14 protein-coding genes are annotated in these 15161 nt (G+C 73.2%); 5 read left to right on the top strand and 9 right to left on the bottom strand.

Annotation, left to right across the window (positions count from 1 at the left end):
- Nucleotides 1–51: 51 nt before the first annotated feature.
- Entirely contained in the window at nucleotides 52–1128 is a 1077-nt protein-coding gene (locus ACIPXB_RS06645; RefSeq protein ID WP_401445349.1) for an aspartate-semialdehyde dehydrogenase, read from the bottom strand.
- A complete protein-coding gene (locus tag ACIPXB_RS06640; protein WP_401445346.1) occupies nucleotides 1125–2405 on the bottom strand; it encodes an aspartate kinase in 1281 nt (426 codons plus the stop codon). Before ACIPXB_RS06640 ends, ACIPXB_RS06645 begins: the two co-directional genes overlap by 4 nt.
- Nucleotides 2406–2607: 202 nt before the next feature.
- On the opposite strand from ACIPXB_RS06640, the gene ACIPXB_RS06635 reads away from it, so the two are divergent.
- Complete coding sequence (locus ACIPXB_RS06635; RefSeq protein WP_401445344.1) at nucleotides 2608–3138, top strand: hypothetical protein; 531 nt, start codon at nucleotides 2608–2610, stop codon at nucleotides 3136–3138.
- Nucleotides 3139–3169: 31 nt separating this feature from the next.
- Here ACIPXB_RS06635 and ACIPXB_RS06630 read toward each other — a convergent pair whose 3' ends face one another.
- From ACIPXB_RS06630 to ACIPXB_RS06620, 3 genes are all read right to left on the bottom strand, one after another.
- Nucleotides 3170–3829, bottom strand: coding sequence for a DUF5063 domain-containing protein (locus ACIPXB_RS06630; RefSeq protein ID WP_401445341.1), 660 nt, complete (start codon nucleotides 3827–3829; stop codon nucleotides 3170–3172).
- Nucleotides 3822–4421: a recombination mediator RecR gene (recR, locus tag ACIPXB_RS06625; RefSeq protein WP_401445339.1), complete on the bottom strand. Its 600-nt coding sequence runs from the start codon at nucleotides 4419–4421 to the stop codon at nucleotides 3822–3824. The genes ACIPXB_RS06630 and recR overlap by 8 nt, the downstream gene beginning before the upstream one ends.
- A 93-nt stretch (nucleotides 4422–4514) precedes the next feature.
- Nucleotides 4515–4859 carry a YbaB/EbfC family nucleoid-associated protein gene (locus ACIPXB_RS06620; protein ID WP_076044258.1) on the bottom strand — a complete coding sequence of 115 codons (345 nt, stop codon included), beginning with the start codon at nucleotides 4857–4859 and terminating at the stop codon, nucleotides 4515–4517.
- Between the two features lie 274 nt (nucleotides 4860–5133).
- Here ACIPXB_RS06620 and ACIPXB_RS06615 point away from each other — a divergent pair, with 274 nt between their 5' ends.
- A complete protein-coding gene (locus ACIPXB_RS06615) occupies nucleotides 5134–5880 on the top strand; it encodes an SLATT domain-containing protein (protein WP_401445335.1) in 747 nt (248 codons plus the stop codon).
- A gap of 84 nt (nucleotides 5881–5964) precedes the next feature.
- On the opposite strand, the gene ACIPXB_RS06610 is transcribed toward ACIPXB_RS06615, so the two are convergent.
- From ACIPXB_RS06610 to ACIPXB_RS06595, 4 genes are all read right to left on the bottom strand, one after another.
- The gene (locus ACIPXB_RS06610; protein WP_401445334.1) at nucleotides 5965–6615 is read right to left on the bottom strand and encodes a hypothetical protein; all 651 of its coding nucleotides are present in this window, start codon (nucleotides 6613–6615) and stop codon (nucleotides 5965–5967) included.
- A 178-nt stretch (nucleotides 6616–6793) separates the two neighbouring features.
- On the bottom strand, nucleotides 6794–9232 hold the full coding sequence (locus ACIPXB_RS06605) for a glycosyltransferase (protein WP_401445838.1): 2439 nt from the start codon (nucleotides 9230–9232) through the stop codon (nucleotides 6794–6796).
- 173 nt (nucleotides 9233–9405) lie between these two features.
- Nucleotides 9406–10086 carry a GntR family transcriptional regulator gene (locus ACIPXB_RS06600; RefSeq protein WP_401445332.1) on the bottom strand — a complete coding sequence of 227 codons (681 nt, stop codon included), beginning with the start codon at nucleotides 10084–10086 and terminating at the stop codon, nucleotides 9406–9408.
- A 78-nt stretch (nucleotides 10087–10164) separates the two neighbouring features.
- Nucleotides 10165–11538, bottom strand: a complete 1374-nt coding sequence (locus tag ACIPXB_RS06595) for an aspartate aminotransferase family protein (RefSeq protein WP_401445329.1) — start codon at nucleotides 11536–11538, stop codon at nucleotides 10165–10167.
- 172 nt (nucleotides 11539–11710) lie between these two features.
- On the opposite strand from ACIPXB_RS06595, the gene ACIPXB_RS06590 reads away from it, so the two are divergent.
- The 3 genes from ACIPXB_RS06590 to ACIPXB_RS06580 all read left to right on the top strand — a co-directional run bounded on the left by ACIPXB_RS06590 (nucleotide 11711) and on the right by ACIPXB_RS06580 (nucleotide 15150).
- On the top strand, nucleotides 11711–12337 hold the full coding sequence (locus ACIPXB_RS06590; RefSeq protein WP_401445327.1) for a DJ-1/PfpI family protein: 627 nt from the start codon (nucleotides 11711–11713) through the stop codon (nucleotides 12335–12337).
- Between the two features lie 160 nt (nucleotides 12338–12497).
- Complete coding sequence (locus ACIPXB_RS06585; protein ID WP_401445836.1) at nucleotides 12498–12971, top strand: MarR family winged helix-turn-helix transcriptional regulator; 474 nt, start codon at nucleotides 12498–12500, stop codon at nucleotides 12969–12971.
- 184 nt (nucleotides 12972–13155) lie between these two features.
- Nucleotides 13156–15150 (top strand): serine/threonine-protein kinase, encoded by a 1995-nt coding sequence (locus ACIPXB_RS06580; protein ID WP_401445325.1) that lies wholly within the window; start codon nucleotides 13156–13158, stop codon nucleotides 15148–15150.
- Nucleotides 15151–15161: the final 11 nt, after the last annotated feature.

Genomic DNA, 15161 nt, shown 5'->3' with positions numbered 1-15161 from the left:
CACCGGGCCTACACCTTGATCAAGGGATCAGTGCAGATCCTACAAAGCGAATTACGCATATTCACGCGAGATCAGTTCCGCGATCTGGGCACCGTTCAGCGCGGCCCCCTTGCGCTGGTTGTCGGCGCACACGAAGAACTCCAGCGCCCGCCGGTCGTCCAGCGAGCCCCGCACCCGCCCGACCCACGCCGGATCCGTCCCGGCCGCGTCCGCGGGCGTCGGGAACTCCCCCGTCGCCGGGTCGTCGACGAGCACCACGCCGGGCGCGGCGTCCAGGATCTCGCGGGCCCGCGCCGGGTCCACGTCCTGCTCGAACCGGGCCCGGACGCTCACCGAGTGCCCGGTCACCACCGGTACCTGGACGCAGGTGACGGCCACCGGCAGCGCGTCCAGCTGCAGGATCCGGCGGACTTCCGCCCGTACGGCCAGCTCGTGCGAGGAGTGGCCGCCCTCGCGCAGTTCGCCGGACCACGGCACCACGTTCAGGGCGAGCGGGGCCGCGAAGGGCCCGGTGTCCTCGCCCACGGCCCGGCGTACGTCGCCCGGCTGCTCGCCGAGCGCGGTCCCGGCGACCAGGGACAGCTGACGGCGCAGCGCGTCGGTGCCGGCGCGGCCGGCGGCGCCGGCGGCCTGGTACGAGGAGAGCGCCAGCTCGGTCAGGCCGTACTCGGCGTGCAGCGCACCCACCGCGGCGATCATCGCGGCGGTCACGCAGTCCGGCCCGGCCACGATCCCGCGCGGCCGGATCCGCGCCGCGTGCGCGTTGACCTCGGGCACCACCAGGGGCACCTCGGGGTCCTCGCGGAAGGCGGCGGAGGTGTCCACCGCCACCGCGCCCCGGGCGACGACCACGGGCGCCCAGCGCGCCGAGATCTCCGCCGGGGTCAGGAAGAGCACGACGTCGCCCGGGCCGAGGCCGTCGAAGGCGTCCTCGGTCAGGGCGAGCACCTCGCTCTCCTCGCCGCGCACGGCCAGCATGCGGCCGGCCGAGCGCGGCGAGGCGATCAGGCGTATGCCGCCCCAGACGTCCGCTCGCTGGGACAGGATCTGGAGCAGGACGGAGCCCGCCGCCCCGGTCGCCCCCACCACGGCGAGCGCCGGGGCGGCGGGCGGCCGGGTGGCGGTCATCGTCCGGTGCCTCCGTAGACGACGGCCTCGTCGCTGTCGGAGTCGAGGCCGAAGGCGGTGTGCACGGCGCGCACGGCCTCGTTGACGTCGTCCTGGCGGGTCACGACCGAGATGCGGATCTCCGAGGTGGAGATCAGCTCGATGTTGACGCCCGCGTCGGACAGTGCCTGGAAGAAGCTCGCGGTGACGCCCGGGTTGGTCTTCATACCCGCGCCGACCAGCGAGATCTTGCCGATCTGGTCGTCGTAGCGCAGCGAGTCGAAGCCGATCGCGTTCTTCGCCTTCTCCAGGGCGTCGATGGCCTTGTGGCCCTCGGCCTTGGGGAGGGTGAAGGAGATGTCGGTCAGGCCCGTGGAGGCAGCCGAGACGTTCTGCACGATCATGTCGATGTTGATCTCGGCGTCCGCGATGGCGCGGAAGATCGCCGCGGCCTCGCCCGGCTTGTCCGGGACGCCGACGACCGTGATCTTGGCTTCGGAGACGTCGTGGGCGACTCCGGAGATGATGGCGTGCTCCACCTGCTGGTCCCCTTGCGACTCGGGCTTCTCGTTGCTGACCCAGGTGCCCGGCAGTCCCGAGAAGGACGAGCGGACGTGGATCGGGATGTTGTAACGGCGCGCGTACTCCACGCAGCGGTGCAGCAGCACCTTGGAACCGGAGGCGGCGAGCTCCAGCATGTCCTCGGAGGAGATCCAGTCGATCTTCCGGGCCTTCTTCACCACGCGCGGGTCGGCGGTGAACACGCCGTCCACGTCGGTGTAGATCTCGCACACCTCGGCGTCCAGCGCCGCGGCGAGCGCGACGGCGGTGGTGTCCGAGCCGCCGCGGCCGAGGGTGGTGATGTCCTTGCTGTCCGCCGAGACGCCCTGGAAACCGGCGACGATGGCGATGTTGCCCTGGTCCAGCGCGGTACGGATCCGGCCCGGCGTGACATCGATGATGCGCGCTTTGTTGTGGACCGAGTCGGTGATGACGCCTGCCTGGCTGCCGGTGAACGACTGGGCCTCGTGGCCCAGGTTTTTGATCGCCATGGCCAGCAGGGCCATGGAGATCCGCTCTCCTGCGGTCAGCAGCATGTCGAATTCCCGTCCGGCGGGCATCGGAGATACCTGCTCGGCGAGATCGATCAACTCGTCCGTCGTGTCGCCCATCGCCGATACCACGACGACCACCTGGTGGCCGTTCTTCTTGGCGTCGACGATCCGCTTGGCGACCCGCTTGATGCCCTCGGCATCGGCTACGGAGGAGCCTCCGTACTTCTGCACGACAAGGCCCACGTGCGCTCCTCGCTCAGTCCATTACTGCGGTCAGCTCCGCAGTCTAACGAGCGACCGGATTCCGACCGCCGTGTACCACATCATGAGACGTAGTGTTCGTCACATGTCGACACCGGGGGCGGGCGAGGGGATCGTGGGAGAAGGGGGCGTGCAGGGGGTGCGGGGGCGTTCGTGAGGGGGTCCGCAGGACGGGAGAACCATCATGAACCGAGGCTCGACGTTCGCCGTCGCCGTGGCCGTGGCCGCGGCCTGCACGGTCTCGCTGGGCAGCGTCGCCGTGGCCCTGCCGTCGGCCGCGGCCGCACCCGCCGCGACGTGCACGAAAGTGCCCGTCGACGGCTCCCCGAACACGGTCCGCCTCATGGGCGAAGGCTTCGACTCGGTCAAGGTGAGCCTCAGCTCGACCGGCGGCGACGGCTACGTCCCCGACGTGCCGCTGAAGCACGGCTCGTTCACCGTCGGCCCCGTGGCCGACCACTTGTGGTGGGCCTACCCGGACAAGGGACCGGGGGTCCCGTGCGTGCAGGCGGCCCCGGGCCAGCAGCCCCCGCAGCAGAGCCAGGAAGAGGCCAAGGACCAGTACAGCAAGGGGTTCCAGCAAGGCCTGAGGGAAACCCTGGCCATGTGCAAGCAGACCACGCCGAAGACTCTCACCACGGACCCGAACTGGCAGGCGGGCTACGCCAAGGGTGCCGAGACCGCCCTGGCCACCAAGCGCTGCCAGGGCTCCTGACCCGGCTGCCACGGCTCCTGACCCGGCAGCGCTACGGGCGGGCCGGGCGGCGGCCCAGGCCGCCCAGTTCCTCCGCCATGACCAGGCCCGCCTGCTCCGCCAGATCGTCCTCGGCCAGGTCCTCGTCGGTGTCCAGGCCGTCCAGCTCCTGGAGCGGCTGGTCGAGACGGACGTGGGCGATCAGGGACTGCAGGGCGCGCAGCGTGGCCGAGGCCGTCGGGCCCCAGTTGGTGAAGTACGAGAACTGCCACCACCACAGCGCCTCCGTGACCCGGCCCGCCTGGTGGTGGATGAGGCCGTGCCGCAGGTCGGCGACCACGTCGGCCAGGTCGTCCGAGATCCGGTGCGCGACCGGGGCCTTGCGCGGCTCGTACGGGTCGAAGACCTCGGAGTAGACGTCGACCGGCTCCAGCATGAGCGCGAAGCGCTCGCGCAGCTCGTCCACGTCCGGCTCGGGACCCAGGTCCGGCTCGTAGCGCTCGTCGGGCAGGACGTCCTGGTACGCACCCAGCCGGCCGCCCGCCAGCAGCAGCTGGGAGACCTCCAGCAACAGGAACGGGACGGCGCTGTCCGGGTCCTCGCCCTTGGCCACCTCGGTGACCGCGACGATGAAGGACTCGATCTGGTCCGCGATCGAGGCGGCGAAGTCGTCCGGGTCCTGGCCCAGTGCGTGCAGCGTTGCGTCAGACATCGAGGAGTCGCCTTCCTTCAAAGGCCCGCCCGAGCGTGACCTCGTCCGCGTACTCGAGATCGCCCCCGACGGGGAGTCCGCTGGCCAGGCGGGTGACCTTCAGGCCCATGGGCTTGATCATGCGGGCGAGGTACGTGGCGGTCGCCTCGCCCTCCAGGTTCGGGTCGGTGGCGAGGATCAGCTCGGTGACCGAGCCGTCCGCGAGCCGCGCCAGCAGCTCGCGGATGCGCAGGTCGTCCGGGCCGACGCCCTCGATCGGGCTGATCGCGCCGCCCAGCACGTGGTAGCGGCCCCGGAACTCGCGGGTCCGCTCGATCGCGACCACGTCCTTGGGCTCCTCGACCACGCAGATGACGCCGGGGTCGCGGCGCGGGTCGCGGCAGATGGTGCACCGCTCCTCCTGCGCCACGTTCCCGCAGACCGCGCAGAACCTCACCTTGTCCTTGACCTCCAGCAGGGCGTGCGCGAGCCGGCGCACGTCCGTCGGCTCGGCCTGCAGGATGTGGAAGGCGATCCGCTGCGCGCTCTTGGGCCCGACGCCGGGCAGCCTGCCCAGTTCGTCGATCAGGTCCTGGACCACGCCTTCGTACAACGGACTGCCTTCTTCCTGTTCAGCCTGTTCAGCTGGGGACTGCAGAGACTAGAGGGACGGGAGGGATTGCTGAAGGGTCTGGAGCCGACGCGTCTAGAACGGCAGGCCGGGGATCCCGCTGCCGCCGCCCAGCCCCTGCGCCAGCGGACCGAGCTTCTGCTGCTGGAGCGCCTGCGCGTTCTCGTTCGCCGCCTGGACCGCCGCGACGACCAGGTCGGCCAGGGTCTCGGTGTCCTCCGGGTCCACCGCCTTCGGGTCGATCACCAGGGCCCGCAGCTCGCCGGAACCGGTGACCGTCGCCTTGACCAGGCCGCCGCCGGCCTGGCCCTCGACCTCGGTCCGCGCGAGCTCCTCCTGGGCCGCTGCGAGGTCCTGCTGCATCTTCTGGGCCTGCTGGAGCAGCTGCTGCATATTGGGCTGGCCACCACCGGGGATCACGGGTCACTCACTCCATGCCATCGACAGACTTCGACCTTCGACCACGTTGTGGTCAATCCGAGCCTACGTGCTCCCCGCGCGGCGCGCCCTACGCCGTGCGGACCAACTCTTTCGGGTGAGAGACGGGACGTACCCGCACCTGATCAAGACCTCCTTGCGGGCGGAAATCCCGGGATTCGCCGCCCATCGCCCGCCATTCGGAGGTAGGAAGTGCATGCGCACCATTGCGCACACGCGCACCACCACACGTCAGCGCAGGCAGAGGGAGTGCCGGGTGAGCCAGCCGGAGATGCAGCCCGAGGGGCCACCCCGGGATCCCCGGGAGGAGAGCAGCGGCCCGACGGCGGCGGGGGATCTGACCGGCAGGCCGTTCCCCCTCGGGGACTGGGGCGAACCCGCCGAACGCCTGGACGAGCTCTACCGGCGCGTGGAGGCGGATGCGCTGCGCACCGCCGAGTGGTATCTGTCCGACCGGGCGTGGAAGCGGCGCGGCGCCCGCGTGCTGCGCGCCGGCGCGGCGCTCGGCGCGGTCACAGGGGCCGCGATGCCGCTGGTGGAGCTGACCGGCGCGGCGCCCGGCGCGGCGGCGTACGGGTACCTGGCGCTGCTGCTGGGGGCCGCCTGCCTGGCCTGCGACCGGTTCTTCGGGCTGACCTCGGGCTGGATGCGCGACGTGGCCACGGCGCAGGCGGTCCAGCGAAGACTGCAGACGCTGCAGTTCGACTGGGCCTCGGAGAACGTACGGGAGGTCCTCGGGCCGACCGAGGGCACGGCCAGCGAGGCCGCCGAGCGCTGCCTGACCGTGCTGCGGCGGTTCTCCGAGGACATCACCGAGCTGGTGCGCTCGGAGACGGCGGACTGGATGGTCGAGTTCCGTTCGGGGCCGGCGCCGCTGGTCATGCAGTCCCTCGGCACCGCCGCCCCCCGCCCGGAGCCGGGCGCGCACCCGAGCCGCTTCCCGCTGCCCCCGGGCACCCGCCCGAACATGCCGCGCCAGCGGCCGCCGGAGCAGCCGCGCTGAGCGACGGCCGCGCTGAGCGACGGCCGCGCTGAGCGACGGCCGCGCTGACCGACGGCCGCCCGGCCGCACCTCCCGGTGGCGCGCTCAGCTGAAGATGATCATCGACCCCTGGCCCAGGCTGCGGGTCGCCGCCGCGTGCAGGCCCAGCCACACGTGGCGCTCCCGGGCGAAGGGACTGTCGTCGTACGGAATGGGACCCGCCGGTTCCTCCAGCGAGGTGGGGCGCCCCGGCGGGGCCGGCGGGGCCGGGGGCCGGGCCGGGTCGATCCCGATCGCGGGCGCGACGAACGCCAGCTCGCGCAGCAGGCCCTGCGCGGAGCCCAGCGGGCCGCCCCCGGCCAGCAGCTCCTCGTTGGCCAGCGGAGCGGCGAAGTCCACCGGCACGTAGGCGCCCGCGTGGTCGTAGTGCCAGACCAGGTGCGACTGCTGGGCCGTGGCCTCGAACATCTCCAGCAGCTGCTCGTAGTCCCCGCCGAGCTCGTCCACCGGGGTCACCGGCAGCCCGCAGATCTGCAGCAGGTAGGCCCGCCGCAGGAAGTGCAGGGCGTCGTAGTCGAAACCGGCGACCGGGGCCACGTCCCCGGACAGACCCGGCATGTACGCGAAGACGGGCACGGACGGCAGTCCGGCCTCGCCCAGGGCCTTGTCGTACGAGGCGATCTCTTCCGCGAAGGGGTTGTCGGGGCTGTGGCACAGCACGTCGACAAGGGGGACCAGCCACAGGTCACAGGCCACGCGGGCTCCGTTCGGTCGTTGTGCGCCGATCGGGCCAGAGTAGTGCTCCGAACACCCTCCGCGAAGGGGTGCGCAGAACCTGGCCGGGCGAACCTGGCAGACCTGGCCGGGCAGACCTCGCCGGGCAGACCTCGCCGGGCGAACCCGGCCGGGCAGACCCCGGCCGGGCCGGCCCTCGCTAGGTGGGTCCCACCCGCCACACCCAGACGTCCGCCACCCGCGCCGGCTCCGCGCCCAGCAGCTCCGTCAGCAGGACGCGCAGTTCGTCGGCCCGGTCCTGGTCCGGCAGGACCACCGCGCCCGCCTTCCAGTGCGCCAGGTCCTGGCGGGCCTGCTCCCGCCACTGCGGACCGATCTCGGGCAGGTCGGCGCCGTAGCGCACGTCGCGCAGCAGGTTGGACAGGTGCCGCGGGGCGGCGCCGTAGATGCCGATCCGCTCGGGTCCCCAGGGGCCGTTGAAGTACCCGCCGGCCAGCCGGAAGCCGAAATCCGCCTCGACCTGCCAGTGCAGCGCGTCCGCCCCGGCGGGGTCCGGCAGCGGTACCGGAACGAGTGTCTCGCCCTCCTTGACGTACGGCTTCCAGGCACCCGAGGTGACGAACTCCGGCACCGGCGCCCGGTCCCGTACGGGCAGCGGCGTCGGCAGCACCGGCACCAGCGCGGCCGCCACCGCCAGCAGGCCCAGGACACGCTGGTCCCGGCCGCGCAGGCGCAGGATCCGGTCGAGCGCGAGGGCCAGCAGCATGCCCAGGACCGGGGCGCAGATCATCGCGACCCGGCCCTCGATGACCGATTCGAAGAGCGGGGCCTCGGCCAGCAGCGCCCAGGGCCCGGGCAGCACCACGTCGGTGTGCGGGACGCGTACGAGGGGCCCGAGGGAGAGCAGGGCCGCGGCCACCGCCGTGAGCGCCAGCGCGCGGACCGCCGTACGGCGCCACAGCCACACCGTGACGGCGCCGCCGAGCGCGAGGAGCGGCCAGCCGTAGAAGGCGTTCTGCTCGGTCGGGTTCATCGACAGGCGCTCGGCGGTCTTCTCGTCGCCGAAGAGCGAGCGCCCGGCGTACTCGATCAGGGCGCGCGGACTGTTCCCGGCGTTGTCCCCGTGCAGCACCGAGTGGTAGCTCTGCGGGCCGAAGAACTGCCACCACAGCGGGAACGCCACCAGCGGTACGGCGACCGCCGCGCCGATGGCCAGGCCCCGCCCCAGCGGCCGCCAGGAGACCCGGGCCCGCTCGCGGTCGAAGGCGGCGTACCCGGCCGCGAAGACGAGCATGCCGACGGCCGCGAGCAGGAAGGGCTCCTCGCCGAGGAAGACCTGGTACGCCGACAGCAGCCCGAGGATCACACCGTCACGTACGACATTGCGCCCCGTGCACAGCCGCAGCGCCCGGTCGATGATCAGCGGGAGCACGAAGAGCACGACGAAGTTCGGGTGCGCGGTGGCGTGCGAGACCATCGGCGGCGCGAAGGCGGCCAGCGCCCCGCCCACGGCCGCCGGCCCGCGCCCCGCGGGCAGCCACCGGCGCATCAGCCGGTACCAGGTCCAGGCGGTCGCGGCGATGCCGAGCGTGAAGACCAGCGCGAGCGTGAAGGTCGGGCCGAACGCGAGCGTGACGGGCGTCAGCGGCACGGACAGGCCGAGCATGACCGTGTTGCCCATCAGGTTGACCCCGTCGGGCGCGCCCTGGAACAAGGTGAAGAGCGGATTGCGCAGGTGGGAGACGTTGTCGGCGGTGACCGCGAAGAACCATTCCCACTGGTTCTGGTCCTGCATCGCGTCGCGCAGGTAACCGCCGCCGAGGTCGGACCAGAGACGGTGGTAGAGCAGCACCGCGCCCAGCAGGTAGAGCGCGGCCACGGCCAGCCCGCCGGCCTTCAGCCGGGCCAGGTCCCCCAGGACGCGCAGGTAGTCGGCCGGGCGGATCTTGGAGCCCTCCTGGTGCGCCCAGCGCACCGGCACCTCGGCCACCGGCCAGCCCTGGGTCCGGAAGTACTGCAGGATCTCCACGTCGATGGCCCAGCCGTCGAGCCGGGAGGCGGCGAAGGCGGCGCGTGCCCGGTCGCCGTCGAAGAGCTTGAAACCGCACTGGGTGTCACGGACACCGGGGACGGCGACGGCGCGTATCAGCCGGTTGCCGGTACGGCCGAGCAGCTCGCGCAGGGCGCTCTGGTGGCGCTCGATGAGGGAGTCGGGGTGGGCGCGCGAACCGATCGCCGCCCAGCTCGCGGGCTCCTGCGCGAGGGTCTTCTCCAGCCGGTCCAACTCCTCGACGGGCGTGGCGAGATCGGCGTCCGTGAGCAGCACCCGGCGGCCGGCGGAGGCGGCCACGCCCAGGCGCAGGGCGTGGCCCTTGCCGCGGTTGCGGTCGGAGCGGACCAGGCGGATCCGGGGGTCGGCGGCGGCCGCGGCCCGGGCGACGGCGGCGGTGCCGTCCGGGGAGCCGTCGTCCACGACGATGACCTCCCAGTCGGCGGGGCCGGTGCCCAGCCGCTGGTCGAGGTGGGCGCGGATGCGCTCCAGGGACGGCCCGAGGCGGTCCTCCTCGCAGAAGGCGGGGACGACGACGCTGAGCGCGACGGGGCCGAGCCAGGGGCGGGGGGCGGCGGGGGCCGGGATACGCGCGGATGTGGGGGCGGGCGTGGCGGTGGCCGTGGTTCCGGTCGTGCGGGTTCCGGTGGCCGTGGTTCCGGTGGCCGTGGCTCCGGTGGCCGTGGCTCCGGTGGCCTGGGCGGGGTCGGGGCGGTTGGGACGGGTGGTGCGGTCGGGACGATGAGGACGTTCCGTTGCCGTCACGCGTCCGCCGCCTCGAGGCCTGCCGCCCAGTCCAGGCCGTGCTGGTTGTAGGCGCGCACCAGGCGCCGTACCTCCTCCGCGTCGGCACGCGTCACCGCGTCCACCAGCTCGCTGTGCCCGCGCCACAGCACGGTGTTCAGCTGCGGCTCCCGTTTGAGGTGGGGCACCGCGAAGACCCAGCACTGCACGCGCAGGCGGTGCAGGAACTCGGAGATGTACGTGTTCCCCACCAGCCCGCCCAGCTCGCGCCAGAACCGCAGGTCGTAGCCGATGAGGACCTCCAGCGAACCGCTCTGGGCGGCCCGCATGGCCTCCTCGGCGCGCCGCCGTACGGACACCAGCTGCTCGGCGGCGCGGGCCGACGTACCGCGCTCCACCAGCCGGCGGAAGATCCCGTCGACTATGAGGATGCGGGCCTCGACCATGCCCCGGAAGTCGGCCACCGAGTAGACCCGGACCCGGAACCCGCGGTGCATCGCGGATTCCAGCAGCCCCTGGGCCGAGAGGTCGACGAGCGCCTCCCGGACCGGGGTCGCGGAGACCTCGTACTGCTCGGCGATCTGCTTGACCGTGAACTCGGTCCCGGGCGGCAGGCGTCCCGCGAGCACCTCGTCGCGCAGTGCGTCGGCGATCTGCTGGCGAAGTGTGTTGCGGGTGACAGCGCCGCTGCCGGCCATAGGGGTCCGTCTCCTTCGTAAGAACTTCCGGACACCTTAGGCCAGGCGGCGGAGCCGGACCGGGTGGATGTGACGCCCCTAACCGCCGGTCGTGTGGCGGTCGGCGACCGTCAGCGCCTCGTCGAGCAGGGCCAGGCCCTCCTTCGCCTCCTCGTCGGTGATCGTGCAGGCGGGGACGACGTGGGTGCGGTTCATATTGACGAAGGGCCACAGACCGGACTTCTTGCACGCGGCCGCGAACTCGGCCATCGGCGCGTTGTCGGCGCCCGCCGCGTTGTAGGGCACGAGCGGTTCGCGGGTGGCGCGGTCGCGTACGAGCTCCAGGGCCCAGAAGGCGCCCAGGCCCCGGACCTCGCCGACCGAGGGGTGGCGCTCGGCGAGTTCGGCCAGGCCCGGCCCGAGGATGTCGGCCCCGAGGCGGGCGGCGTGCTCGACGACGCCCTCCTCCGCCATGGCCGTGATCGTCGCGACCGCGGCGGCGCAGGCCAGGGGGTGACCGGAGTAGGTCAGTCCGCCGGGGTAGGGGCGGGTGGCGAAGGTCTCGGCGATCGCCGCCGAGATGGCGACGCCGCCGAGCGGCACGTAACCGGAGTTGACGCCCTTGGCAAAGGTGAGCAGGTCGGGGGTGACGTCCCAGTGCTCGGCGGCGAACCAGGTGCCGGTGCGGCCGAAGCCCGCCATCACCTCGTCGAGGATGAAGACGATGCCGTGGCGGTCGCAGAGCTCACGGACGCCCGCGAGGTAGCCGGCCGGCGGGACCATGATCCCGGCGGTGCCGGGCACCGTCTCCAGGATGATCGCGGCGATGGAGGCCGGGCCCTCGAAGGCGATGGTGTCGGCGAGGTGGGCGAGCGCGCGCTCGCACTCCTCCTGCTCGGTGGTGGCGTGGAAGGGCGAGCGGTAGAGGAACGGTCCCCAGAAGTGCACGACGCCGGCCGAGGCGGTGTCGGAGGGCCAGCGGCGCGGGTCGCCGGTGAGGTTGATCGCGGCGGCGGTGGCGCCGTGGTACGAGCGGTAGGTGGAGAGCACCTTCTGGCGGCCGGTGTGCAGCCGGGCCATCCGGACGGCGTTCTCGACGGCCTCGGCGCCGCCGTTGGTGAAGAAGATCTTGTCGAGGTCGCCGGGGGTCCGCTCGGCGATGAGGCGTGCGGCCTCGGAGCGGACGTCGACGGCGAAGCCGGGAGCCAGGGTGCAGAGCCGGCCGGCCTGCTCCTGGATCGCGGCGACGACCTTGGGGTGCTGGTGGCCGATGTTGGTGTTGACCAGCTGGGAGGAGAAGTCGAGGAAGCGGTTGCCGTCGTAGTCCCAGAAGTACGACCCCTCGGCCCCGGCGACGGCGAGCGGATCGATGAGCTTCTGGGCGGACCAGGAGTGGAAGACGTGCGCGCGGTCGGCGGCCTTGACGGCGGCACCGGCCTGCGGGTCGGCGGCGGACACGGAGTGAGGGGTCATGAGGGGAGGCTAGAAGTGCGCAGGTGGGAGGGGGTATCGGCGCTGTGTACGGGAGTGGGGCGCGGACCTCGGCAACCTGTCGGGGAGGTGATGCGCCGGAGTATTGACAGCATGCTGTCGTCATGACAGTCTTTTGTCATACGGCACGGCCCGACACACGGAGGCGAGCACCATGAGCGACACCACCCGCGGCATCGTCCACCTCGCGGTCTACGACACGTACGCGGACTGGGAGACCGGCCACACCACCGCACACCTGGCCCAGCGCGGCTACGAGATCCGTACGGTCGCCCTGTCGGCCGGCACCACGGTCACCACCATGGGCGGCGTCCGCATCCAGCCCGACCTGGCGCTGGCGGACCTCGACCCGGCCGACTCCTCGCTGCTCATCCTGACCGGCGCCCACCTGTGGGACGCCGGGGACTCGCTGGCCCCGTTCGCGGCCAAGGCGCGCGCCTTCCTGGAGGCCGGGGTGCCGGTGGCGGCGATCTGCGGCGCCACGGCGGGCCTGGCGCGGGAGGGCCTGCTGGACGGCCGGACGCACACCAGCGCGGCGCCGTACTACCTGGCGCAGACCGGGTACGAGGGCGGCGAGGGGTACGTCGAGGCGGACGCGGTGACGGACGGCGACCTGATCACGGCGGGGCCGACCGAGCCGGTGGCCTTCGCGCGCGAGGTCTTCGCGCGGCTCGACACGTACAAGCCGGACGTGCTGGACGCCTGGTACCGGCTCTTCCACGACTCGGACGCGAGCGCCTTCCCGGTGCTCGCGGCGGCCGCGGAGACGGGCGATGCGTGACGGCGGGTCCTGTCCGGGAGCGGCTCGCGAGGCCGGTTCCGCGGGAGGCGGGGAGGCTGGTTCTGCGGGAGTCCCGGAGCCCGGTTCCGGCCGCGGCCGCGGCCCGGAGGGCGGCTCCGGAGACGGCCCGGGGCGCGGTGGGGCCCGGGCGCGGCAGGACCTGCTCAGCAGGACCGCGCTCGGCGTCTTCCGGCTGAACGGCCAGTTCCTCTCCGTATCGGAGGAGCTGGCCCGGCCGGCCGGGCTGACGGCGGCCTGGTGGCAGGTGCTCGGCGCGGTCCTGCGCGAGCCGCTGCCCGTCGCGGGCATCGCGCGGGCGATGGGCATCACCCGGCAGAGCGTCCAGCGGATCGCGGACCTGCTGGTGGCCAAAGGGCTGGCCGAGTACGTCCCCAACCCGGCCCACCGGCGCGCCAAACTGCTGCGCCCGACGGAGGCCGGCCGGGCGGCGGTCGCCCGGATCGACCCCGGGCACGCACGGCTGGCGGACCGGCTCGCGGCGGAACTCGGCGAGGAGGCGTTCGCACAGACGGTCCGCACGCTGGAACGGCTGGCGGTGGCGATGGACGCGCTGACCGAGGCGGCGCCCGAGGCACAGGGCGAGGCGCAGGGCGAGGCGCAGGGCGGGACGTAGGACCGGGCCCGGGCGGGGCGCAGGGCGGGGCGCAGGGCGGGGCGCAGGGCGGGGCCGGCGCCCCGCCGCGGGCAGCCGAAGAACCGGAAATGCGGCCGAGGCCGTCCCTCTCGCTGCGCGAGCGGCGCAAACGGCATTATCCTCGGCCCGTTCGGCCAGTCCTAGGGGGAGGGACCACTCGGCCATGGAGCAACTGCTGCCAGGCGATCCGCACCAGATCGGCCCGTATCGCCTGCTGTCCCGGCTGGGGGCCGGCGGCATGGGCCAGGTCTTCCTCGCCCGGTCCGACCGCGGGCGGACCGTCGCGGTCAAGCTCGTCCACCGTGAGCTGGCGCTCCGCGAGGAGTTCCGCAACCGGTTCCGGCAGGAGGTCGCGGCCGCGCGGCGGGTCGGTGGGGAATGGACCGCTCCGGTCCTCGACGCCGACACCGAGGCCGACACGCCCTGGTTCGCGACGGGTTACGTCGCCGGCCCGAGCCTGCGGCAGGTGGTCAACCGCGACTTCGGTCCGCTGCCGAGCCGTTCCGTACGCATCCTGGCGGCCGGACTCGCGTACGCCCTCCAGGACATCCATGCCGCGGGCCTGATCCACCGCGACCTCAAGCCGTCGAACGTCCTGCTCACCATCGACGGGCCCCGGGTCATCGACTTCGGCATCGCGCGCGCCCTGGAGGCGGCCGACGCCGACGGCGGGCTGACCCGGACCGGTGAACTCGTCGGCTCCCCCGGCTTCATGGCCCCCGAGCAGGTCCGCGGCGAACCGGTGACGGCGGCGTGCGACGTGTTCTGCCTCGGCGCGGTGCTGGCGTACGCGGCGACCGGGTCGCTGCCCTTCGGCGACGCGGAGGGTGCGGGCGGGCTGGCCCCGCTGCTGCTGCGGATCACGGAGGCGGAACCGGCGCTCGACGACGTACCGGACGAGCTGCGCGACCTCGTACGGGACTGCCTGCACAAGGACCCGTCGGCCCGGCCGACGCCGGCGGACGTGCTGGCGCGGGTGGGCGCGGACGACACGGTGGCCGCCGGAAGATCCCTGGAGCCCTGGCTTCCGGGGGCGCTGGTGGCGCAGCTGGGGCGGCACGCCGTACAGCTGCTGGACCGGGAGGACACCGGGCCGGAGCGGACCGTTCCGCCGCAGGGCGGTGCGGGGGCCGTGGGGGCGGCGGGGGCCGTGGGGGCGGCGGGTGGCGTGGGTGCCGCGGGTGGCATGGGTGCCGCGGGTGGCGTGGCCGGTGCGGGTGTTCCGGTACCGCCGGTCGCTCCCCCGGCCGCGACGATGCCGACGGCTCCGACCGCTCCGACCGCTCCCGTGACCATGGATCCGGCGACCCTGGTGGCGCCGCCCGGGTACGGGCAGCCGCCGGCGTACCCGGGGCAGATGCCCGGTCACCTGCCGGGGCACGTGCCTGGTCATGCGCCCGGTGCCGTGCCCGGTCACGTTCCCGGTCACGTTCCCGGTCACGCGCAGATTCCGGGGCAGGTGGGGGGCCAGGGACACGTCGGATACGTCGGCGGGCCCGGCCAGTCGTACCCGACGTACCCCTCCTACCCGGGGTTCCCGCCGGTCGAGGAGCGACGGCAGCCGCGTACCGCCTCCACCGCGTTCCTGGTCGGCGTGGCCACGGTCGTCGCGATCGCGGCGGGCGGCACCGTGTACGCGGTGATGCGCGGCGGTGACGCGAACACCGCTGCGCCCGCCGCCCCGAACGGCTCGGTGTCGGCCCCCGCCTCACCCGGTTCCTCGGGATCGTCGGGGGCGTCGGGGTCCTCCGGTTCGCCTTCCGGTTCGTCCTCCGGTTCGTCCTCCGGCCCGTCCGGTACGGCGCCCACGGCCCCGGCGACGCCGCCGACCGCGCCGGACGCGCTGCCGTCGGGATACGTGGGCACCTGGCGGACCACTTCCGCCACCCAGAGCTGGCAGCTCACGCTCGCGCCCGGCCGGGTCGGCGACACCGTGATGACGCTGTCCGTCCAGGACTCCGCGTTCTCCTGCACCTGGACGGCCACGCTGCAACGCGGCGGCAGCAATGTCGAGCTCAGCGCCTCGTCTCTGACGGCCGGCGGTCCGCCGCACTGCGACCCCGGCCAGTGGAGCCGGCTGCGGCTGCTCGGCGACGGCTCGCTGGAGCGCGAACTGGTCGGCAGCAGCCGCTCGCCGCTCGTCTACCGGCGCGCCTGAGCGAGCCGACC

The organism is Streptomyces sp. NPDC090022 (assembly GCF_044748145.1).
In the GTDB taxonomy this organism is placed as follows: domain Bacteria; phylum Actinomycetota; class Actinomycetes; order Streptomycetales; family Streptomycetaceae; genus Streptomyces.
Note: the sequence above shows the minus strand (reverse complement) of the source record. Positions and strands in the feature narration are given on the sequence as shown.